Source organism: Streptomyces atratus (assembly GCF_040655115.1).
Classification (GTDB): domain Bacteria; phylum Actinomycetota; class Actinomycetes; order Streptomycetales; family Streptomycetaceae; genus Streptomyces; species Streptomyces atratus_D.
Genome location: NZ_JBFAJH010000022.1, coordinates 60,004 through 78,465, shown reverse-complemented (window position 1 = coordinate 78,465; position 18,462 = coordinate 60,004). Strand labels below are relative to the sequence as shown.

Annotated in this window: 12 protein-coding genes and 3 pseudogenes; 10 read left to right on the top strand and 5 right to left on the bottom strand. The window is 68.5% G+C overall.

Going from position 1 to position 18,462, the window contains the following annotated elements:
• Positions 1 to 76 precede the first annotated feature (76 nt).
• The 3 genes from AB0I23_RS23280 to AB0I23_RS23270 all read left to right on the top strand — a co-directional run bounded on the left by AB0I23_RS23280 (position 77) and on the right by AB0I23_RS23270 (position 3,778).
• Complete coding sequence (locus AB0I23_RS23280) at positions 77 to 943, top strand: FadR/GntR family transcriptional regulator (RefSeq protein WP_359111931.1); 867 nt, start codon at positions 77 to 79, stop codon at positions 941 to 943.
• A gap of 325 nt (positions 944 to 1,268) precedes the next feature.
• Positions 1,269 to 2,819, top strand: a complete 1,551-nt coding sequence (locus AB0I23_RS23275) for an RNA polymerase sigma factor (protein ID WP_359111885.1) — start codon at positions 1,269 to 1,271, stop codon at positions 2,817 to 2,819.
• A 128-nt stretch (positions 2,820 to 2,947) separates the two neighbouring features.
• Positions 2,948 to 3,778: a S1 family peptidase gene (locus AB0I23_RS23270; RefSeq protein WP_359111883.1), complete on the top strand. Its 831-nt coding sequence runs from the start codon at positions 2,948 to 2,950 to the stop codon at positions 3,776 to 3,778.
• A 106-nt stretch (positions 3,779 to 3,884) separates the two neighbouring features.
• Here AB0I23_RS23270 and AB0I23_RS23265 read toward each other — a convergent pair whose 3' ends face one another.
• Positions 3,885 to 4,118 (bottom strand): DUF7455 domain-containing protein, encoded by a 234-nt coding sequence (locus AB0I23_RS23265; protein WP_037701300.1) that lies wholly within the window; start codon positions 4,116 to 4,118, stop codon positions 3,885 to 3,887.
• A gap of 443 nt (positions 4,119 to 4,561) precedes the next feature.
• Between AB0I23_RS23265 and AB0I23_RS23260 the strand changes: the two genes are divergently transcribed.
• The 4 genes and pseudogenes from AB0I23_RS23260 (at position 4,562) to AB0I23_RS23245 (ending at position 9,244) form a co-directional block, all read left to right on the top strand.
• Positions 4,562 to 6,682 carry a DNA gyrase/topoisomerase IV subunit B gene (locus AB0I23_RS23260; RefSeq protein ID WP_037701299.1) on the top strand — a complete coding sequence of 707 codons (2,121 nt, stop codon included), beginning with the start codon at positions 4,562 to 4,564 and terminating at the stop codon, positions 6,680 to 6,682.
• A gap of 206 nt (positions 6,683 to 6,888) precedes the next feature.
• Positions 6,889 to 7,080: pseudogene (locus AB0I23_RS23255) on the top strand (response regulator transcription factor); the annotation flags it as partial.
• A gap of 131 nt (positions 7,081 to 7,211) precedes the next feature.
• Complete coding sequence (locus tag AB0I23_RS23250; RefSeq protein WP_359111929.1) at positions 7,212 to 7,655, top strand: DUF485 domain-containing protein; 444 nt, start codon at positions 7,212 to 7,214, stop codon at positions 7,653 to 7,655.
• Positions 7,652 to 9,244, top strand: coding sequence for a solute symporter family protein (locus tag AB0I23_RS23245; protein WP_359111881.1), 1,593 nt, complete (start codon positions 7,652 to 7,654; stop codon positions 9,242 to 9,244). Before AB0I23_RS23250 ends, AB0I23_RS23245 begins: the two co-directional genes overlap by 4 nt.
• A gap of 93 nt (positions 9,245 to 9,337) precedes the next feature.
• Here the strand turns inward: AB0I23_RS23245 and AB0I23_RS23240 are convergent, their stop codons facing one another.
• Positions 9,338 to 10,015, bottom strand: coding sequence for a DUF7342 family protein (locus AB0I23_RS23240; protein ID WP_359111880.1), 678 nt, complete (start codon positions 10,013 to 10,015; stop codon positions 9,338 to 9,340).
• A complete protein-coding gene (locus AB0I23_RS23235) occupies positions 10,012 to 11,682 on the bottom strand; it encodes a sensor histidine kinase (RefSeq protein ID WP_359111878.1) in 1,671 nt (556 codons plus the stop codon). Before AB0I23_RS23235 ends, AB0I23_RS23240 begins: the two co-directional genes overlap by 4 nt.
• A 48-nt stretch (positions 11,683 to 11,730) precedes the next feature.
• Between AB0I23_RS23235 and AB0I23_RS41765 the strand changes: the two are divergent.
• A pseudogene (locus AB0I23_RS41765) lies at positions 11,731 to 12,035 on the top strand (substrate-binding domain-containing protein); the annotation flags it as partial.
• Between the two features lie 82 nt (positions 12,036 to 12,117).
• Here the strand turns inward: AB0I23_RS41765 and AB0I23_RS23225 are convergent.
• Positions 12,118 to 13,422 carry a citrate synthase gene (locus AB0I23_RS23225; protein WP_359111877.1) on the bottom strand — a complete coding sequence of 435 codons (1,305 nt, stop codon included), beginning with the start codon at positions 13,420 to 13,422 and terminating at the stop codon, positions 12,118 to 12,120.
• Between the two features lie 112 nt (positions 13,423 to 13,534).
• On the opposite strand from AB0I23_RS23225, the gene AB0I23_RS23220 reads away from it, so the two are divergent.
• On the top strand, positions 13,535 to 14,695 hold the full coding sequence (locus tag AB0I23_RS23220) for a citrate synthase/methylcitrate synthase (protein WP_359111875.1): 1,161 nt from the start codon (positions 13,535 to 13,537) through the stop codon (positions 14,693 to 14,695).
• A gap of 23 nt (positions 14,696 to 14,718) precedes the next feature.
• Positions 14,719 to 15,821: pseudogene (locus AB0I23_RS23215) on the top strand (CobW family GTP-binding protein).
• Between the two features lie 23 nt (positions 15,822 to 15,844).
• Here AB0I23_RS23215 and AB0I23_RS23210 read toward each other — a convergent pair.
• A complete protein-coding gene (locus tag AB0I23_RS23210) occupies positions 15,845 to 18,295 on the bottom strand; it encodes a DNA gyrase/topoisomerase IV subunit A (RefSeq protein ID WP_359111873.1) in 2,451 nt (816 codons plus the stop codon).
• Between the last annotated feature and the right edge of the window lie 167 nt (positions 18,296 to 18,462).

Sequence of the window (18,462 nt, the reverse complement as noted above, 5' to 3'; positions counted from 1 at the left end):
TGTGCTTTTCACCAAAGACCTCAAGGGGTGGGCGAGCCGCGCCGACAAAGGATGCGTGAGTACCCTTGCGCAGACCATGATGACCGCCGCCCGCTCCGTCGATTCCGGCCTCGCCGGCTCGGGTGATCTCGACCGCTACCCCTATACAGAGGCGCCGGCCGGCGAGCGCGCCGCCATCCGTTCATGGGACGGCGCCGATGCAGAGCTGGGGCGGGTGAGCCGGCGGGGCTCGGCCAGCCGCGGCCGTGGCCTCCACGGACAACTCGTTCAGCAGCTCGGCCAGATGATCGTCTCCGGTGACCTGGGCGCCGATCGCCCGCTCGTGCCGGAGGAGATCGGTCAGCGTTTCGAGGTCTCCCGCACCGTCGTACGTGAGTCTCTGCGCGTTCTTGAGGCCAAGGGCCTGGTCAGTGCACGGCCCAATGTGGGTACCCGGGTCCGTCCGGTCGGCGACTGGAATCTGCTGGATCCCGACATCATCGAATGGCGAGCCTTCGGTCCGCAGCGCGACGATCAGCGCCGTGAGCTGGGTGAGCTCCGCTGGACGATCGAGCCGCTCGCCGCACGCCTTGCCGCCGGTCACGGCCGTGAGGACATTCAGCAGCGGCTCGGTGACATGGTGGAGATCATGGGGCACGCGCTCGCGCAGGGCGATGTGATCACTTACTCGCGGGCCGATGCCGAGTTCCATTCCCTGCTCATCCAGGCCGCCGGCAACCGCATGCTCGAACACCTCTCCGGGATCGTCTCCGCCGCTCTGCAGGTCTCGGGCGGCCCGGTCACAGGTTGTGACCGTCCCGGCGAGGCGTCCCTCGGCCACCATGTCCGGATCGTTGACACTCTCGCGACCGGCGACGCGGCAGGCGCCGAGGCGGCCATGCGCCAACTGCTCGTCGTCCATCCCGAGGTGGAGCGGGTGGTTCCGGCGCCGCGCGAGCACTGACTGCGGTACGGCCGGGGTGTACGAACCATGTGTCGCCGGACCCTCGCGGTCCGGCGGCTCAATTGTTATGAGATGTCACTCTTGGTCGCACATGTCCCGAATAAGGTGTGACTCGGGCCACGCGGATTGGGCGTAACACTCCTTGAGGCAGTGCGATGACTTAAGAGGTGACCGCCGCGGAAGGAATACAGCAGCCATTGACGGCGCTGTGCAGTTCTGAGGCCAAACCCGCGCCGTCGGTACATTCCCAGCCCGACGGTCGTCGGTTCCAGCCCTCTCCCGGGCCGGGCCGGAAGCCGTTTTCCATCGTTCCGAGAGGTTGTTCGTGTCGGCCAGCACATCCCGTACGCTCCCGCCGGAGATCGCCGAGTCCGAGTCTGTGATGGCGCTCATCGAGCGGGGAAAGGCTGATGGGCAGATCGCCGGCGATGACGTGCGTCGGGCCTTCGAGGCTGACCAGATTCCGCCAACCCAGTGGAAGAATGTTCTGCGCAGCCTCAACCAGATCCTCGAGGAAGAGGGTGTGACGCTGATGGTCAGTGCCGCGGAGTCGCCGAAGCGCGCCCGCAAGAGCGTCGCAGCGAAGAGCCCGGTCAAGCGCACCGCCACCAAGACTGTCGCGGCCAAGACGACCGTGACGAGGACCGTCGCGGCCACTGCCGCCCCGTCGGCCGAGACCGTGGACGTGGTGGCCGATGACGCTGCCGCGGCCAGCCCTGCGAAGAAGGCGGCAGCCAAGAAGACGGCTGCCAAGAAGACCGCCGTGAAGAAGACGGCGGCCAAGAAGACTGCAACGAAGAAGGCCGGCAAGAAGGACGCCGACGAGCTGCTCGACGGCGACGAGGCTGTCGAGGAAGTACAGGTCGGCAAGGGCGACGAGGAGGAGGGCGAGGGCGAGAGCAAGGGCTTCGTCCTCTCCGACGACGACGAGGACGACGCGCCCGCGCAGCAGGTCGCCGTCGCAGGCGCCACGGCCGACCCGGTCAAGGACTACCTGAAGCAGATCGGCAAGGTTCCCCTCCTCAACGCCGAGCAGGAGGTCGAGCTTGCCAAGCGCATCGAAGCCGGCCTGTTCGCCGAGGACAAGCTGGCGAACTCCGACAAGCTCGCGCCGAAGCTCAAGCGCGAGCTGGAGATCATCGCCGAGGACGGGCGCCGAGCCAAGAACCACCTGCTGGAGGCCAACCTTCGCCTCGTGGTCTCGTTGGCCAAGCGTTACACCGGCCGCGGCATGCTCTTCCTGGACCTGATCCAGGAGGGCAACCTCGGTCTGATCCGCGCGGTCGAGAAGTTCGACTACACCAAGGGCTACAAATTCTCCACGTACGCCACTTGGTGGATCCGTCAGGCGATCACCCGCGCCATGGCCGACCAGGCCCGCACCATCCGTATCCCGGTGCACATGGTCGAGGTCATCAACAAGCTCGCGCGCGTGCAGCGTCAGATGCTCCAGGACCTGGGCCGCGAGCCCACCCCGGAGGAGCTGGCCAAGGAGCTCGACATGACCCCCGAGAAGGTCATCGAGGTCCAGAAATACGGCCGTGAGCCGATCTCCCTCCACACCCCGCTGGGTGAGGACGGGGACAGTGAGTTCGGTGACCTGATCGAGGACTCCGAGGCGGTCGTCCCGGCCGACGCGGTCAGCTTCACGCTCCTTCAGGAGCAGCTGCACTCGGTGCTCGACACCCTTTCCGAGCGCGAGGCCGGCGTGGTCTCGATGCGCTTCGGTCTCACCGATGGTCAGCCGAAGACTCTCGACGAGATCGGCAAGGTCTATGGCGTGACGCGTGAGCGCATCCGTCAGATCGAGTCGAAGACCATGTCGAAGCTGCGCCACCCGTCGCGTTCACAGGTGCTGCGCGACTACCTCGACTAAGTCGGGGGAGTGTGCAGGCCGAGGGCCCGGTTCCGAGGAACCGGGCCCTCGGCGCATGTGCGGGTGCGGTTGCCGACGTGCTGAATGACTCTGAGTGGGCACGGTTCACCACAGAGTCAGGAGTACGCATGTCCCGTACCGTCGTCCGCGCCTTGACCGGGCCGCTCGCCCTGGTTGCCGCGGCAGCCCTGATACCGCTCGGGTCCCCGGTTCCGGCAGCTGCCGACAGCATCGTCATCGGCGGGCAGCCGGCGCACGTGAAGGACAGCCCGTGGGTCGTGGCACTGTCCAGCCGTAACCGTTTCGGAGGTACCCGCGCGGGCCAGTTCTGCGGTGCCGCGCTGGTTGCGCCGACGAAGGTGCTGACCGCCGCGCACTGCCTGAGCCGGGAGGCGCTCGGCACGGATGTGAGCCGGGTGCGCGACCTGCGGATCATCGCCGGGCGGGATGAGCTGACGGGCTCCGGCGGCCGGGAGATCGCGGTGAAGGAGACATGGATCAACCCGGGGTACGACCCCGCCACCAACTCAGGCGATCTGGCGGTGCTCACTCTGGGCGACTCTCTCCCCGGGCCGACCGTGATCCCGATGGCCTCGGCCGGTCACAAGTCCGATGAGCCGGGTCGCGCAGCCGTCGTCTATGGCTGGGGGGACATCTCCGGGAACGGTGACTATGTGTCGTCGCTCCGCGCCGCCCAGGTGCGTGTTCTGCCGGACAGTACGTGCGAGCGAGCCTACCCGAGCGGCAGCGGCGCCGCCTACGAGGCCTCGGCGATGCTCTGCGCGGGCGAACCGCAGGGCGGCCACGACGCATGCCAGGGGGACAGTGGAGGGCCGCTGGTGGCCGGTGGGCGGCTTATCGGCTTGGTGTCCTGGGGGGACGGCTGTGGCGTCGCGGGCAGGCCCGGCGTCTACACGAGGATCTCCGCGGCGGCGGGCTGGATGGCGGGCGGTACCTGACCGACCCCGCTCCGTAGGTACGAGAACGGGCGACTCCCCCCTCGGTGGGGGAGCCGCCCGTCGGCCGGTACGGAGCCGGACCCTGGCTCGTCGTGGACGCGAGGTGTCAGTGTTGTTCCTCTTCGACGGCATTGGCCTGCACGGCCGTCAGTCGGTCCGTCTCATCCTGTATTTCCGCGGCGATCTTCTTGAGTTCCGGCTCGAACTTGCGACCGTGGTGGGCGCAGAAGAGCAGTTCACCGCCGCTGATCAGGACGACGCGCAGATATGCCTGGGCGCCGCAACGGTCACAGCGGTCTGCTGCGGTCAGCGGGCTCGCGGGGGTCAGAACAGTAGTCACGTCGCCTCTTCTCTAGCTCGACGAGCTGTCGTACCAGGGTCAACATCCAACCAGGCCGAAAACGTTCCCGCTCGTGGCTTTTCTTCGAAACTTCTTCTCAAGATGGCTGTCTGTTGCCGGTTGGCGGCGAATGTGCCGTATTGCGTAGCGCTACGGTTTCGCGTTGCTTGTATGGGTCGGTCGGTCGGTCCGTCCGGCCGGCTTGCCGGTTTGTTCATGAGGACGTGCCCGGAGCCTAAATGGTTCATGCCTCGAAGGGAACGTGATGTGCGCGTCACTGCGACGAGGGATCGAACGTGTATGCGAGGCTGGTCTAGTGTGAGTATTCCCTGAGGGTGGCGGTACAACCGCTCTACCAGGCCTCGGTACGCTCTCAGCGGCAACCGAAGCCGAGCCCGTTACCCACTTGGGCCCCAAATGAAATTCAGCGAGGAGCGAACCGCGTGACCGCCGATACGTCCGTGCCGTCCACTGCGCTGCTGACCGGAGCAGACCGAGACGGCTCCAACTACACCGCGCGGCACCTTCTCGTGCTGGAGGGGCTTGAGGCAGTCCGCAAGCGCCCCGGGATGTACATCGGGTCGACCGACAGCCGCGGCCTCATGCACTGCCTCTGGGAGATCATCGACAACTCCGTCGACGAGGCCCTCGGCGGCTACTGCGACCACATCGAGGTCATCCTCCACGAGGACAACTCCGTCGAGGTCCGGGACAACGGCCGGGGCATCCCCGTCGACGTGGAGCCGAAGACCGGACTGTCCGGCATCGAGGTCGTCATGACCAAGCTGCACGCCGGCGGCAAGTTCGGCGGCGGCTCGTACGCCGCGTCGGGCGGTCTGCACGGTGTGGGAGCCTCGGTCGTCAACGCGCTGTCGGCCCGGCTCGACGTCGAGGTCGACCGCAACAGCGCGACCCACTCGATCAGCTTCCGGCGCGGAGTGCCGGGCATCTTCACCGAGCAGGGGCCGGACAGCCCGTTCGACCCGGCCAACGGCCTCCGCAAGGGGAAACGGGTCCCGAAGGCGCGTACCGGCACCAGGGTGCGCTACTGGGCCGACCGACAGATCTTCCTCAAGGACGCCAAGCTCGGCCTGGAGACGCTCTACCAGCGGGCGCGCCAGACGGCATTCCTCGTCCCCGGACTCACCATCGTCGTACGTGACGAACGCGGTCTCGACGGCGAGGGCAAGATCGAGGAGACGTTCCGCTTCGACGGCGGAATCAGTGAATTCTGCGAGTACCTTGCCCAGGACAAGGCCGTCTGCGACGTACTGCGGCTGACCGGGCACGGCACGTTCAAGGAGACCGTGCCGGTCCTGGACGAGCGCGGACACATGACGGCGACCGAGGTCACGCGCGAGCTGGCCGTCGACATCGCCATGCGCTGGGGCACGGGATACGACACCAACCTCAAGTCTTTCGTCAACATCATCGCCACCCCCAAGGGCGGCACTCATGTGACCGGGTTCGAACGCTCCGTGACCAAGACGGTCAACGAGGTGCTTCGCTCCGCCAAGCTCCTGCGGGTCGCCGAGGACGACATCGTCAAGGACGACGCCCTTGAGGGCCTCACCGCGGTCGTCACCGTACGGCTGGCGGAACCGCAGTTCGAGGGCCAGACCAAGGAGGTGCTCGGCACCTCGGCGGCCAACCGGATCGTCGCCAATGTCGTCGCCAAGGAGCTCAAGGCGTTCCTGACCTCCACCAAGCGTGATGCCAAGGCGCAGGCCAGGGCGGTCCTGGACAAGGCGGTCGCTGCCGCGCGCACACGCATCGCGGCCCGGCAGCACAAGGACGCGCAGCGTCGCAAGACGGCGCTGGAGTCATCCTCGCTGCCCGCCAAGCTCGCGGACTGCCGCAGCGACGACGTGGACCGCAGCGAGCTCTTCATCGTCGAGGGGGACTCCGCGCTCGGCACGGCCAAGCTCGCCCGGAACAGTGAGTTCCAGGCGTTGCTGCCGATCCGGGGCAAGATCCTCAATGTCCAGAAGGCGTCCGTCTCGGACATGCTGAAGAACGCCGAGTGCGGCGCGATCATCCAGGTCATAGGGGCGGGGTCCGGGCGGACCTTCGATATTGACGCCGCCCGCTACGGCAAAATCGTCCTCCTGGTGGACGCAGACGTCGACGGCGCGCACATCCGCATCCTGCTGCTTACGCTCTTCCAGCGGTACATGCGGCCCATGGTCGAGGCGGGACGCGTCTTCGCCGCCGTGCCCCCGCTGCACCGGATCGAGCTGGTCCAGCCCAAGAAGGGCCAGGACAAGTACATCTATACGTACTCCGACGGCGAGTTGCGCCAGACACTGCTGGAGCTGCAGCGCAAGAACGTCCGGTACAAGGACTCGATCCAGCGGTACAAGGGTCTGGGCGAGATGGACGCCGATCAGCTGGCGGAGACCACGATGGACCCGCGCCACCGCACACTGCGGCGGATCAACATCGGCGACCTCGAATCCTCCGAGCAGGTCTTCGATCTGCTGATGGGCAACGAGGTCGCGCCCCGCAAGGAATTCATCACCAGCTCGGCGGCCACACTGGACCGCTCGCGCATCGACGCGTGACCGGCAGTCGTCGTCTCCACCCGTGGGTGGAGACGACGACTCCACCCACGATCAACCCCTGAGCCGATCTTCTGACCTGGCATTTTCCGTAGCGTCGAAGGTGTTGAACCTTTCCGCACCTCGGGAGGCCGCCATGTCAGGGCTCATCAATGTCCTGGTGATCATCGCCGTCATCGCCCTCGTCGTGGTCCGCCAGTGCTCGGCACGAAGTGCTCGTTCTGATCGCCGAGGGGATGTCCAACCAGGAGATCGCCCGCAGGCTGCACATCTCGCAGGCCACGGTGAAAAGCCACATCAACAATCTCTTCGCCAAGGCTGGAGTGCGCGACAGAGCGCAGGCCGTGCGCTATGCGTATGTTCGTGGTCTCGCACACCCACCCGGGACATCCTTCACCTGAAGAGGTGAAGAGCGGCGAATGAAGTGCCCGGGATCTTCCTGATCTGCCCATTCTTGAGTACGCGGCCGAAGTGGTCCGTGGACAAGGGGAGTTGTTCGGTGGAGAAGGAAGCAGGGCGCGACGCCCCAGCGATGCGAGTCGACGACCCGTGGTACGACGCTGTGGCCTCCGGATGGGGCGAGCTGGACGGTGCGGGGAGCTTCGTACCTGTCGGGCCACCCGGGCCCATGGCCCCGCAGCGCAGCCACAGCGCGGCCGACATCTATCTGGAGGTGCAGCGCAGCGGGGCCTTCCAGGAAGTGCGCCGTCGATACCGGCGGTTCGTCGTCCCCGCCACCCTGGCCTTCTTCGTCTGGTACCTCGCCTACGTTGTCACGGCGGTCACCGCACCCGGGCTGATGGCCCGTCCGGTCGCCGGCGCCATCAATGTCGCGATGGTCGCGGGGCTCGGGCAGTTCCTCACGACGTTCCTGCTCACCGGGGCATACACGCGTCATGCGCGGCTGCGCAGGGACCGGGCCGCACTCGATCTGCGGTGGGAGACTCAGGAGATGACGCGGGGGATCGGGCGTTGAGCCGGAACCACGAGACCCTGACGCTGCTTCTGTTCAGCGCATTCATCGCCGTGACGCTCGCCATCACCACCTGGGTGAGCCGCAACCGGCACGGCTCGGCCGAGGAGTTCTACGCCGGCGGGCGATTGTTCTCCCCCATGGAAAACGGGTTGGCCATCGCCGGTGACTACATGTCGGCCGCATCCTTTCTCGGTATCTCCGGGCTGATCGCCCTGTTCGGCTACGACGGCATGCTGTACTCGGTCGGCTTCCTCGTCGCCTGGCTCGTCGTCCTGCTGCTGGTTGCCGAACTCGTCCGTAACTGCGGCCGGTTCACCCTCGCCGATGTGGTGGCTGCGCGGATGGCGGAACGGCCGGTACGGATCGCGGCGGGCACCTCCTCCGTCACCGTCTCCGTGCTCTACCTGGTGGCGCAGATGGTCGGGGCGGGCAGCCTGGTCGCCCTGCTCCTCGGCGGTACGAGCGACGCCGCCCGCTCCTGGACCGTCATCGGGGTCGGGGCGCTCATGGTGATCTATGTGTCCTTCGGCGGGATGCGTGCCACGACCTGGATCCAGATCGTCAAGGCCGTCCTGCTGATGGTGGGCGCGACTGTGCTCTCCGTGCTCGTTCTGGTCCACTTCCACGGCAACGTCAACGCGCTCCTCAACTCCGCCGCCGAACGGAGCGGGCACGGAATGAAGTTCCTCTCGCCCGGCCTCAAGTACGGCGGCAGCTGGACCGCTCGCTTCGACTTCATCAGCCTCGGGCTGGCCCTGGTGCTCGGTACGGCCGGACTGCCGCACATCCTGTCGCGCTTCTACACCGTGCCCACCGCCCGCGCCGCCCGCCGCTCGGTCGTCTGGTCGATCGGCCTCATCGGCAGCTTCTACCTCATGACGATCGTGCTCGGGTTCGGTGCGGCCGCGCTGGTCGGTTCGGCGGACGTACAGACATCGAATCCCGCCGGGAACACGGCCGTTCCACTGCTGGCCCTGGTGCTCGGCGGCGGCGAAGGTTCCACCGGGGGAGCGATTCTGTTCGCCGTGGTCGCCGCCGTGGCCTTCGCGACCATCCTTGCCGTCGTCGCCGGGATCACGCTCGCCTCGTCCGCCTCCGTGGCCCATGACCTCTACGCCTCGCTCAGGCGCCCGGGCTCCAAGCAGTACAGCGAAGTCACCGTGGCCAGGGTCGCCGCAGCGGGGATCGGGGTGGCCGCCATCGGGCTGGGCCTGGTCGCCCAGGATCTGAATGTGGCGTTCCTGGTGGGGCTCGCCTTCGCCGTCGCCGCCTCGGCCAATCTGCCGGTGCTGCTCTACTCGCTGTTCTGGCGGAACTTCACCACACGGGGAGCGGTCTGGTCGGTCTACGGCGGGCTGATCCCCGTGGTGCTGCTCGTCCTGCTCTCACCGATTGTCTCCGGCAGCGCCACCTCGTTCTTCCCCGGCGTCGACTTCCAGTTCTTCCCGCTCGAGAATCCCGGACTGGTCTCCGTTCCGCTCGGCTTCCTGGCCGGCTGGATCGGCACGGTCACGTCGTCCGAGCCCGCGGACGCCGCCAAGCATGCGGAGACCGAGGTCCGCGCGCTGACCGGGGCGGGGGCGGTGTAGCCGGACAGCGCAGCGGACAGTTGTACAGCCGGGCCGGGAGAGCGGGACCGGCCGTGGCGGTTGCGGACCGGTGCTCCGTTACGTCGGGGTTCCCTAGGAGCCCGAGGCCCAGGTGTAGCGGTGTTCCGGGCGGCCCGTCTCGCCGTACCGCAGTGTCAGCCGTACCCGCCCCGTCCGCTCCAGCAGCTTCAGGTAGCGCTGCGCGGTCTGCCGGCTCATACCGGCGCTCTCCGCGATCTCCTGCGCGGAGAGCGGCCCCTCGGCGACCTTGAGTGCCTGGCGGACCAGTTCCGCCGTGGTGGGCGAGTGCCCCTTGGGGAGGGCGGGTTCGCCCGCAGCCCACAGAGCGCCGAACAGCCGGTCCACGTCTCCCTGTTCGGTCTCGCCGCCGCCCTCCAGGGTGTGGTGCAGCGCCGCGTACGCCTCGAGCTTGGTACGCAGCCCCGTGTACGTGAACGGCTTGACCAGGTACTGGAGCGCGCCGTGCCGCATGGCCTCCTGGACGGTGGCGACGTCACGCGCCGCGGTCACCATGATCACGTCGGTGCGGTGGCCGAGCCTGCGCAGCTCCCGCACCACGGCCAGGCCATTGCGGTCGGGCATGTAATGGTCCAGCAGGACGAGGTCCACGTGTTGCGACTCGGCCGCGGCCAGGGCCTCGAAGGCGCTGTGCGCCTGTGCGGTCACCCGGAAGCCGGGCACCTTGGAGACATACGCCGCGTTGATCCGCGCGACCCGGATGTCGTCGTCCACGACCAGGACCTGGATCACTGGACTCCTCCCGTGAGGTCCGGCTCCGGAAGCTGTGTTTCCGTGAGACCCGGTTCGGTGAGCGTCTCCGGCAGTACGACGGTGAACTCCGCGCCGCCCTCCGGTGCCCCGTCGATGGTGGCACTGCCGCCCTGCCGTTCGGCCAGCCGTCGTACCATCGCGAGACCCAGACCACGTTTGCCGTGCGCCGGGAGTTCCTTGGTCGACCAGCCCTCCGTGAAGACCGATTCGCGATACTCGTGAGGGACGCCGGGGCCGCTGTCGCGGACCCGCAGCACCACCGTACGGCCATCCGTCCGCAGCCCCACCTCGATCAGGGCCTCGTCCGATCCGGCGGCCGCGTCCAGGGCGTTGTCGACGAGGTTGCCGACGACGGTGACCAGACCGCGCGGGTCCACCAGCCGGTCAGGGAGCAGCGTGCCGGGAGCCATGCGCAGCGAGACGCCGCGCTCCGCGGCGACGGTCGCTTTGCCGACGAGCAGGGCGGCCAGCAGCGGGTCGTGGACCTTCTCGGTGACCTGCTCGGCGGTGGCCCGGTGGACGCCGACAACCTCGGTGACGAACTCCATCGCGTCCTCGTGCATCTCCAGTTCCAGCAGCCCCAGGAGGGTGTGCAGCCGGTTGGCGTGCTCGTGGTCCTGTGCGCGCAGGGCGTCGATCAGACCGCGGGTGGAGTCGAGCTCGCGGCCGAGGTGCTCGAGTTCGGTGCGGTCCCGGAGGGTGGCGACGGCGCCTCCGTCGTCGGTCGGCATCCGGTTGGCGAGCAGCACCCGGTTGCCGCGCACGGTCAGCAGATCGTCGCCCACCACCCGGCCGGCCAGTACGTCCGCGGTCCGCCCCCGGCCGAGCATCTCGTCGAGCGGGCGGCCCGCGGCGTCGGGGCCGAGCCCCAGCAGCCGCTGCGCCTCGTCGTTCAGCAGCCGTATGCGTCCCGTACGGTCCAGCGCGACGACCCCTTCGCGGATGCTGTGCAGCATCGCCTCGCGCTCGGTCAGCAGCGCGGAGATGTCGGAGAAGGCCAGGTCGTGAGTCTGTCGCTGGATGCGGCGGGAGATCAGATAGGCAGCAAGCGCCCCGACGGCGAGCGCCCCTCCCGCGTAGGCGAGCAGCCCCGGGATCGCCGCCAGGAGCCGGGCGCGGACACTGTCGTAGGCGATACCGACCGAGACCGCTCCGACGATGTGGTCCGCGCTGTCGCGGAGCGGAACCTTGCCGCGTGCCGAGCGGCCGAGCGTACCGCTGTCGATTTCCATGATCTCGCCGCCCGCGAGCGCTTCACTGGGGTCGGTCGAGACGACCTCGCCGATCCGGCGGGCATCGGTGTGCGACCACCGCACCCCGTGCCGGTCCATGATCACGACGTACTCGGCGCCGGTGGACCGCCTGATCCGCTCCGCGGCGGATTGCACAGGCCCTCCGGGGACGGGGGCCGTGGTGAGCAGCGACGCGGCGATCTGCGGCTGGGCCGCAGTGCTCTGCGCGATGGCGAGCGCACGGCGCATCGCCTCGTCGTCGAGTTGCGCGCTGAGGGGTGCCAGGAAGAGGCCGGTGGCGAGTACGGTGACGCCGGTGGCGATGGCGAGCTGCATCAGCAGCACCTGGGAGAAGACCCGCTGCGGCCAGCCGAGCCGTCGCGGTCTCCGGGGGGTGGGCGATGGTGCGCTCATCGTATGAAGGTAAAACGCCGCCCTGCGCTTCCTGAAATCTCACTGTCTTTTCAGCTCCACGCAAATCGGTTTGCGTCTTTTTCGCTCATCACCCGGAAGGCCGTCCTCTTCGCGCTCGACGCCCTCGGTGACGAGCGTCCGACCCAGCCGCGCGGTGAGCGGGCCCGGCTGGTCGGACCGGTCGGGTACGACGATTCGGTCTTCATGAACTGCACCGAGCCGCCGCTGACCACGGTCCGGCAGCCGATCGAGGCGATGGGCGCGCCGCCGTCGAGCTGCTCTCCGTGCAGATCGGGGGCCGTGCCGTGCCCTTTGACGAGCTGCTCTTCGAACCGGAACCGGTGGTGCGGTGATCCACCGCGCAGCCCCCGCGAACCACTTCCGGCTGAGCGTCGTTGTTTTGCGGCCTATGAGCAATCTATAGCGGTGCACTCTCTACTCGGTGGCTGATCCCGGACCGGGCAGCGGCTGAGGCGGTCGAGGGCCGCTGTACTGGCCGCTGGGGCGCATCCGCAGCGGGCGTTCCGCGTACTCCTCCAGCGCATGCGCGATCCAGCCCGCTGTACGGGACACCGCGAACACCGTCTCACCCGCCTCGGCGGACATGCCGGACGAGACCGAGAGCACGGCGAGCGCCAGGTCGACGTTGGCGTGCAGGGGGGTGTGGCGCGCGGTCGTGGTGACCACGTCGCGCGCCGCGGCCAGCGCGGGCGCCGCCTGCGGGACCTGCGCGAGCAGGGCGAACAGGGTCCGCGCCCGCGGATCCTCGGCGGTGTAGAGCCGGTGTCCGAGTCCGGGTAGCCTGCGGCCGGTGCGGAGATGGTCCGCGACCACCGGGGCCGCGCCGCCCCGCTCCAGGACCTCGACAAGCATCCTGTGTGCCAGGCCGCTCGCGGCGCCGTGCAGGGGGCCCTCCAGCACGCCGAGGCCCGCGGAGACCACCGCGTACGGGTGGGCGTGGGCGGATGCGGCGACGCGGGCGGCCAGCGTCGAGGCGGCCAGATCGTGGTCGATCAGCAGGCCGAGAGCCGCGTCCAGCACAGCGAGCGACGCCGCGTCGGCCGGGTGGGTGGTGAGTTTCGGCCATAGCCGCTGTGCCAGTCCGGACGTCGGCGAAGCAGCCTCATGACCGGCTGTCCACGGTGCGCCGGCAACGGTCGGCAGCGCGCCGACCAGGGTGGGAATCAGGCTTCGCGCGCTGCCGAGCACCGCCTCGGGCGAGAGGTCGAAGCGCAGCGGATCCGCGGCGGCCGCGGCCGCGACCGCGACCCGCAGCCGGTCCGTCGACCGGCTGTGCGCGGGCAGCGCACCGACCGTGCGGCGTGCCGCCGCCAGGGCCTCGGCAGGTGCGGTGAAGCGCGTGCCGCGCCGGAGCTTACCGGTCCACAGCCATTCGGCGACCTCCTCGTAGGCATAGTGGGTGGCCATCTCGGTCGCGTCGACACCGCGGAAGTAGTACCGGTCGCCCTCGATCAGCGTGATGCCGGTGCGGAACACCAGGTCGCCGGTGGCGGGGGAGGCGTCCCTGCGTCCCGTGCGGCGGAGCAGCGCATCGACCTCCGCGGCGTCGAACGTACTGCCGCGGCCGCCGGGCGCCCGCCTGCTGCTCAACTGGCCCCGGCTGACGTATGCGTACACCGTCTCGGGCTTCACGCCCAGCCGCTCGGCCGTCTCGCGCGTGGTGAGACGCTCCGCGGTCGCCCCGGCCTGGCCGTCGTCGGGGGCTGCTTGATCCTTCATGCTGCTCACCGTATCCATATTGATTCAATCAACATTGACAGGATTTAAGTCAATCATAGACAGTCGAATCAATGCCGATCCGGCTTGAGCAGGTAAGTTCGCGGAGGAAGAGATGCCGACCATGACCAACGGAACCCCGCTCGACGTACCCCGCGGCCTCGCGGGTGTCGTCGTCACGGACACCGCCCTCGGTGACGTCCGGGGGCGCGAGGGCTTCTACCACTACCGGCAGTATTCGGCGATCGAACTCGCACAGACCCGCAGCTTCGAGGACGTCTGGTTCCTGATGTTCCACGGCGAGCTGCCCGGTCCGGCCGCCCGTGCCGACTTTGCCGAGCGCACCGCCGCCCTGCGCCGGCTGCCCGCGGACGTACGGGACGCCCTGCCCGCCATAGCCTGTGCGGGAGCCGTCTCCGGACCGCTTGCCGGGCTGCGCACCGCCCTGTCGCTGCTCGGCGCCTCGGCCGGATTCCGCCCGGTGTACGACATCGACGGCGACCGGCGCCGCAGCGACGCGCTCGCCGCCTGCGCTGCCGTACCCACTGTGCTGACCGCACTGCACCGGCTCGGTCAGGGCCTCGAACCGGTCGAGCCGCGCGAGGATCTGCCGTACGCAGCCAACTACCTCTACATGCTCACCGGGTCCGTGCCGGACGCCGCCCGGGTCAGGGCCGTCGAGCAGTACCTGATCTCCACCGTCGACCATGGCTTCAATGCCTCGACCTTCACCGGCCGGGTCGTCGCCTCCACTGGCGCGGACGTCGCGGCCTGCCTGGTGGCGGCGGTCGGCGCACTCTCCGGACCGCTGCACGGCGGAGCGCCGAGCCGGGCGCTCGACACCCTGGATGCGATCGGCACGCCCGACCGCATCGACGGCTGGATCCGCGAGCGCGTGCTGGCAGGCGAGCGGATCATGGGCTTCGGCCATCCCGTCTACCGCACCGAGGACCCGCGCTCGCGCATGCTGCGCGGGGTGGCCCAGGACTTCGGCGGACCGCTCGTCGACTTCGCTGTCGAGGTGGAACGGCAGGTCGAGACAATCCTCGCCGAGCTCAAGCCGGGCCGAGAGCTCCACACCAACGTGGAGTTCTACGCCGGGGTCGTCATGGAGCTGTGCGGGCTGCCGCGCGAGATGTTCACGCCGACCTTCTGCGCGGCGCGTGTGGTCGGCTGGAGCGCCAATATCCTGGAGCAGGCGGAGGACTCGAAGATCATCCGCCCGGCGGCCCGCTACATCGGTCCGCCCCCGCCGCAGCCGGTACCGGCGCCCTGAGGTCCCTCCGAGGAAGGCCACCGTTGAGCCCGTCGTCCCCGCACCGCAAGCAGCAGATCCCTGTCATCGTCCTGGCGGGGTTCCTGGGTTCCGGCAAGACGACCCTGCTCAACCACCTGCTCCGGCACCGTGCGGGGAACCGGATCGGCGTGATCGTCAACGACTTCGGTTCGATCGAGATCGACGCCATGACCGTGTCGGGGCAGGTCGGCTCGACTGTTTCACTGGGCAACGGATGTCTGTGCTGCGCCGTCGACGCGAGTGAACTCGACACCTTCCTGGAGAAGCTGACCCGCCCCGCCGTCGGCCTCGATGTGATCGTCATCGAGGCGAGCGGACTCGCGGAACCCCAGGGGCTCGTGCGCATGCTGCTGGCCAGCGAAATCCCGCAGATCGTGTACGGGGGACCGGTCGAGCTCGTTGACGCCGCCGAGTTCGACGCCGTCCGGGAGCGCCATCCGGAGATCGACCGGCACCTCGGCGTCGCCGATCTCGTCGTGCTGAACAAGACGGACCGGGTCACGGACGAGGAGCAGGATCGCATCCGGGACGCCGTCGCGGCGACCGGCAGCAGGGCGGCCGTTGTCCCCGCCGCGTACGGACGCATCGACCCGGAGCTGCTGTTCGACCCGGCGCTGCGGCCGGAGGGCGAGGAGCAGATGCGTCAGCTCTCCTTCGAGGACCTCCTGCTCGACGAGGAGGGTGTCGAGACGCACGCGAGGCATCTGCACGCCACGTACGAGAGTGTCTCGTTCAGCGCCGATGTACCCATGAACCCCCGCCGAACGATGGAGTTTCTCGACTCCCGGCCGGAGGGGCTCTACCGGATCAAGGGGTACGTCGACTTCGGCGCGGGACACCGCGGCAACAAGTACGAGGTGCATGCGGTCGGCCGGTTCCTGAGGTTCACCCCGCAGCCCTGGAAGCGGACGAACCGCGCCTCACCCAGCTGGTGCTGATCGGCTCCGGCATCGACCCGGATGCTCTGCACAAGGAGCTGGCTGACTGCCGCGAGAGCGCCGAACCGCCGGTGGAAGCCGGGTCGGCGCCGGACATGACGCAGGACGCCGCACATGAGCAGAGCATGTGGGGCGTCCTGCGCTACGTACAACAGCCGGCCGACTGAAACCGACTGACGGAATCCGTCGGCTACACCGGTCCGGCGATCACCGCGACCGGCTTGGCCAGCGGCGTCCCCGAACCGTCGCGCCGCGGATCCGGCTCCGGCAGTTCGGCCGGGGTGCCGTTCTTCTGCGCCGCCCGCGCCGGGACCGCACCCGCCCAGGCGAACACCAGGACGTCCTCGCCCTTGAGGAAGCGCTGACAGCGCACCCCGCCGGTGGCCCGGCCCTTGCGCGGGTACTGGTCGAACGGCGTGAGCTTCGCCGTCAGCACCGAGTCGTCCAGTGTGCCGTGCGAGCCCGCCACCGTGAACACCATCGCGTCCGCCGCAGGGTCCACCGCGCCGAACGAGAGCACCTCGACGCCCTCCGCCAGTTTCACGCCCGCCATGCCGCCCGCCGGCCGGCCCTGCGGTCGTACCTGGGCCGCCGGGTAGCGCAGCAACTGTGCGTCGGACGTGATGAAGACGAGGTCCTCCTCGCCCGTACGCAGTTCGGCGGCTCCGACGATCCGGTCACCGTCCTTCAGGGTGATGACCTCCAGTTCGTCCTTGTTGGGCGGATAGTCCGGCACCACCCGTTTGACGACGCCCTGCAGGGTGCCGATCGCCAGGCCCGGAGAGGACTCGTCGAGCGTGGTGAGGCAGATGACCTCCTCACCGGTCTCCAGCGTGAGGAACTCCGAGACCTGCGCCCCGCCCGAAAGATTGGGCGCGGCATGGGTGTCCGGCAGCTGGGGCAGGTCGATCACCGCGAGCCGCAGCAGCCGCCCTGCCGACGTCACCACGCCGACATCGCCACGCGCCGTCGCCGGCACGGCCGACACGATCACGTCGTGCTTGGCCCGCTTGGCGTCCTTGGCGACGACGATCGGGTCGCCGGTGGCCGTACGAGCCAGCAGACCGGTCGAGGACAGCAGCACCCGGCACGGGTCGTCCGCGACCTCCAACGGCACCGAGGCGACCTGTGAACCGGCCGACTCCAGCAGCACCGTACGCCGGTCGGTGCCGAACTTCTTCGCGACCGCGGCCAGTTCGGTGGAGACGAGCTTGCGCAGCTCGGCGTCCGACTCGAGGATCGTCGTCAGCTGATCGATCTCGCCGTTGAGCCGGTCCCGCTCGCTCTCCAGCTCGATCCGGTCGAACCGGGTCAGCCGGCGCAGCGGGGTGTCCAGGATGTACTGCGTCTGGATCTCGCTCAGCGAGAAGTGCTCGATGAGCCGCTCCTTCGCCTGCGCGGAGTTGTCGCTGGACCGGATGAGCCGGATGACCTCGTCGATGTCGATCAGCGCGACAAGCAGGCCCTCGACCAGGTGCAGCCGGTCCTGGCGCTTGGTCCGGCGGAACTCGCTGCGTCGGCGCACCACGTCGAAGCGGTGGTCGAGGTAGACCTCGAGGAGCTCCTTGAGGCCGAGCGTGAGCGGCTGTCCGTCGACCAGCGCCACATTGTTGATGCCGAAGGACTCCTCCATCGGCGTCAGCTTGTAGAGCTGCTCCAGAACGGCCTCGGGCACGAAGCCGTTCTTGACCTCGATGACCAGGCGCAGGCCGTGCTCGCGGTCGGTGAGGTCCTTGACATCGGCGATGCCCTGGAGCTTCTTCACCGAGACCAGGTCCTTGATCTTGGCGATCACCTTCTCCGGGCCGACGGAGAAGGGCAGTTCAGTGACGACCAGACCCTTGCGGCGGGCCGTCACGTTCTCCACGGCGACCGTCGCACGGATCTTGAACGTGCCACGTCCGGCCGCGTACGCGTCCTTGATCCCGCCGAGGCCCACGATCCGGCCACCGGTCGGCAGGTCGGGTCCGGGGATGAACCGCATCAGGGTCTCCAGGTCAGCGCCCGGATGCCTGATCAGATGGCGGGCGGCGGCGATGACCTCGCCCAGGTTGTGCGGCGGCATATTGGTCGCCATGCCAACCGCGATCCCGGACGACCCGTTGACCAGGAGGTTCGGATACGCGGCGGGCAGGACGACCGGTTCCTGCTCCTGGCCGTCGTAATTCGACTGGAAACCGACGGTGTCCTCGTCGATCGACTCCGTCATCAGGGACGTGGCGTCGGCCATCCGGCACTCGGTGTACCGCATGGCGGCCGGCGGGTCGTCGTTGCCGAGCGAGCCGAAGTTGCCGTGCCCGTCGACGAGAGGGAGCCGCATCGAGAACGGCTGCGCCATCCGGACCAGCGCGTCGTAGATCGACGCGTCGCCGTGCGGATGCAGCTTTCCCATGACCTCGCCGACGACGCGGGCACACTTCACATAGCCGCGGTCGGGTCGCAGCCCCATCTCGTTCATCTGGTACACGATGCGGCGGTGCACCGGCTTCATGCCGTCGCGGGCGTCCGGCAGGGCCCGTGAGTAGATCACCGAGTACGCGTATTCGAGGAAGGAGCCCTGCATTTCGTCGACGACGTCGATGTCGAGGATCTTCTCCTCGAAGTCGTCCGGCGGCGGGGTCTTCGTACTGCGGCGGGCCATCGCTGCTGCGACTCCTTCACAGATCTGTTCGGGCAACCTCTGGTTCTGACGCGGACCATTGTGGACCGCCGCACTGACAACGCCGACCTCGACCCGTCCCAAGGGGCTGTCCGGCGCTCTTTCACGCGAACTTCCACGGCACGGGAACTTCGCCAGGTGTCGGTGCG

Bases quoted from the DNA above. Each gene is read 5' to 3' on its own strand.
- AB0I23_RS23270 (WP_359111883.1), top strand. From the start codon at position 2,948: ATGTCCCGTACCGTCGTCCGCGCCTTGACCGGGCCGCTCGCCCTGGTT.
- AB0I23_RS23250 (WP_359111929.1), top strand. From the start codon at position 7,212: ATGCGAGTCGACGACCCGTGGTACGACGCTGTGGCCTCCGGATGGGGC.
- AB0I23_RS23235 (WP_359111878.1), bottom strand. From the start codon at position 11,682: ATGAGCGCACCATCGCCCACCCCCCGGAGACCGCGACGGCTCGGCTGG.
- AB0I23_RS23210 (WP_359111873.1), bottom strand. From the start codon at position 18,295: ATGGCCCGCCGCAGTACGAAGACCCCGCCGCCGGACGACTTCGAGGAG.
- AB0I23_RS23220 (WP_359111875.1), top strand. From the start codon at position 13,535: ATGCCGACCATGACCAACGGAACCCCGCTCGACGTACCCCGCGGCCTC.
- AB0I23_RS23280 (WP_359111931.1), top strand. From the start codon at position 77: ATGATGACCGCCGCCCGCTCCGTCGATTCCGGCCTCGCCGGCTCGGGT.
- AB0I23_RS23225 (WP_359111877.1), bottom strand. From the start codon at position 13,422: ATGAAGGATCAAGCAGCCCCCGACGACGGCCAGGCCGGGGCGACCGCG.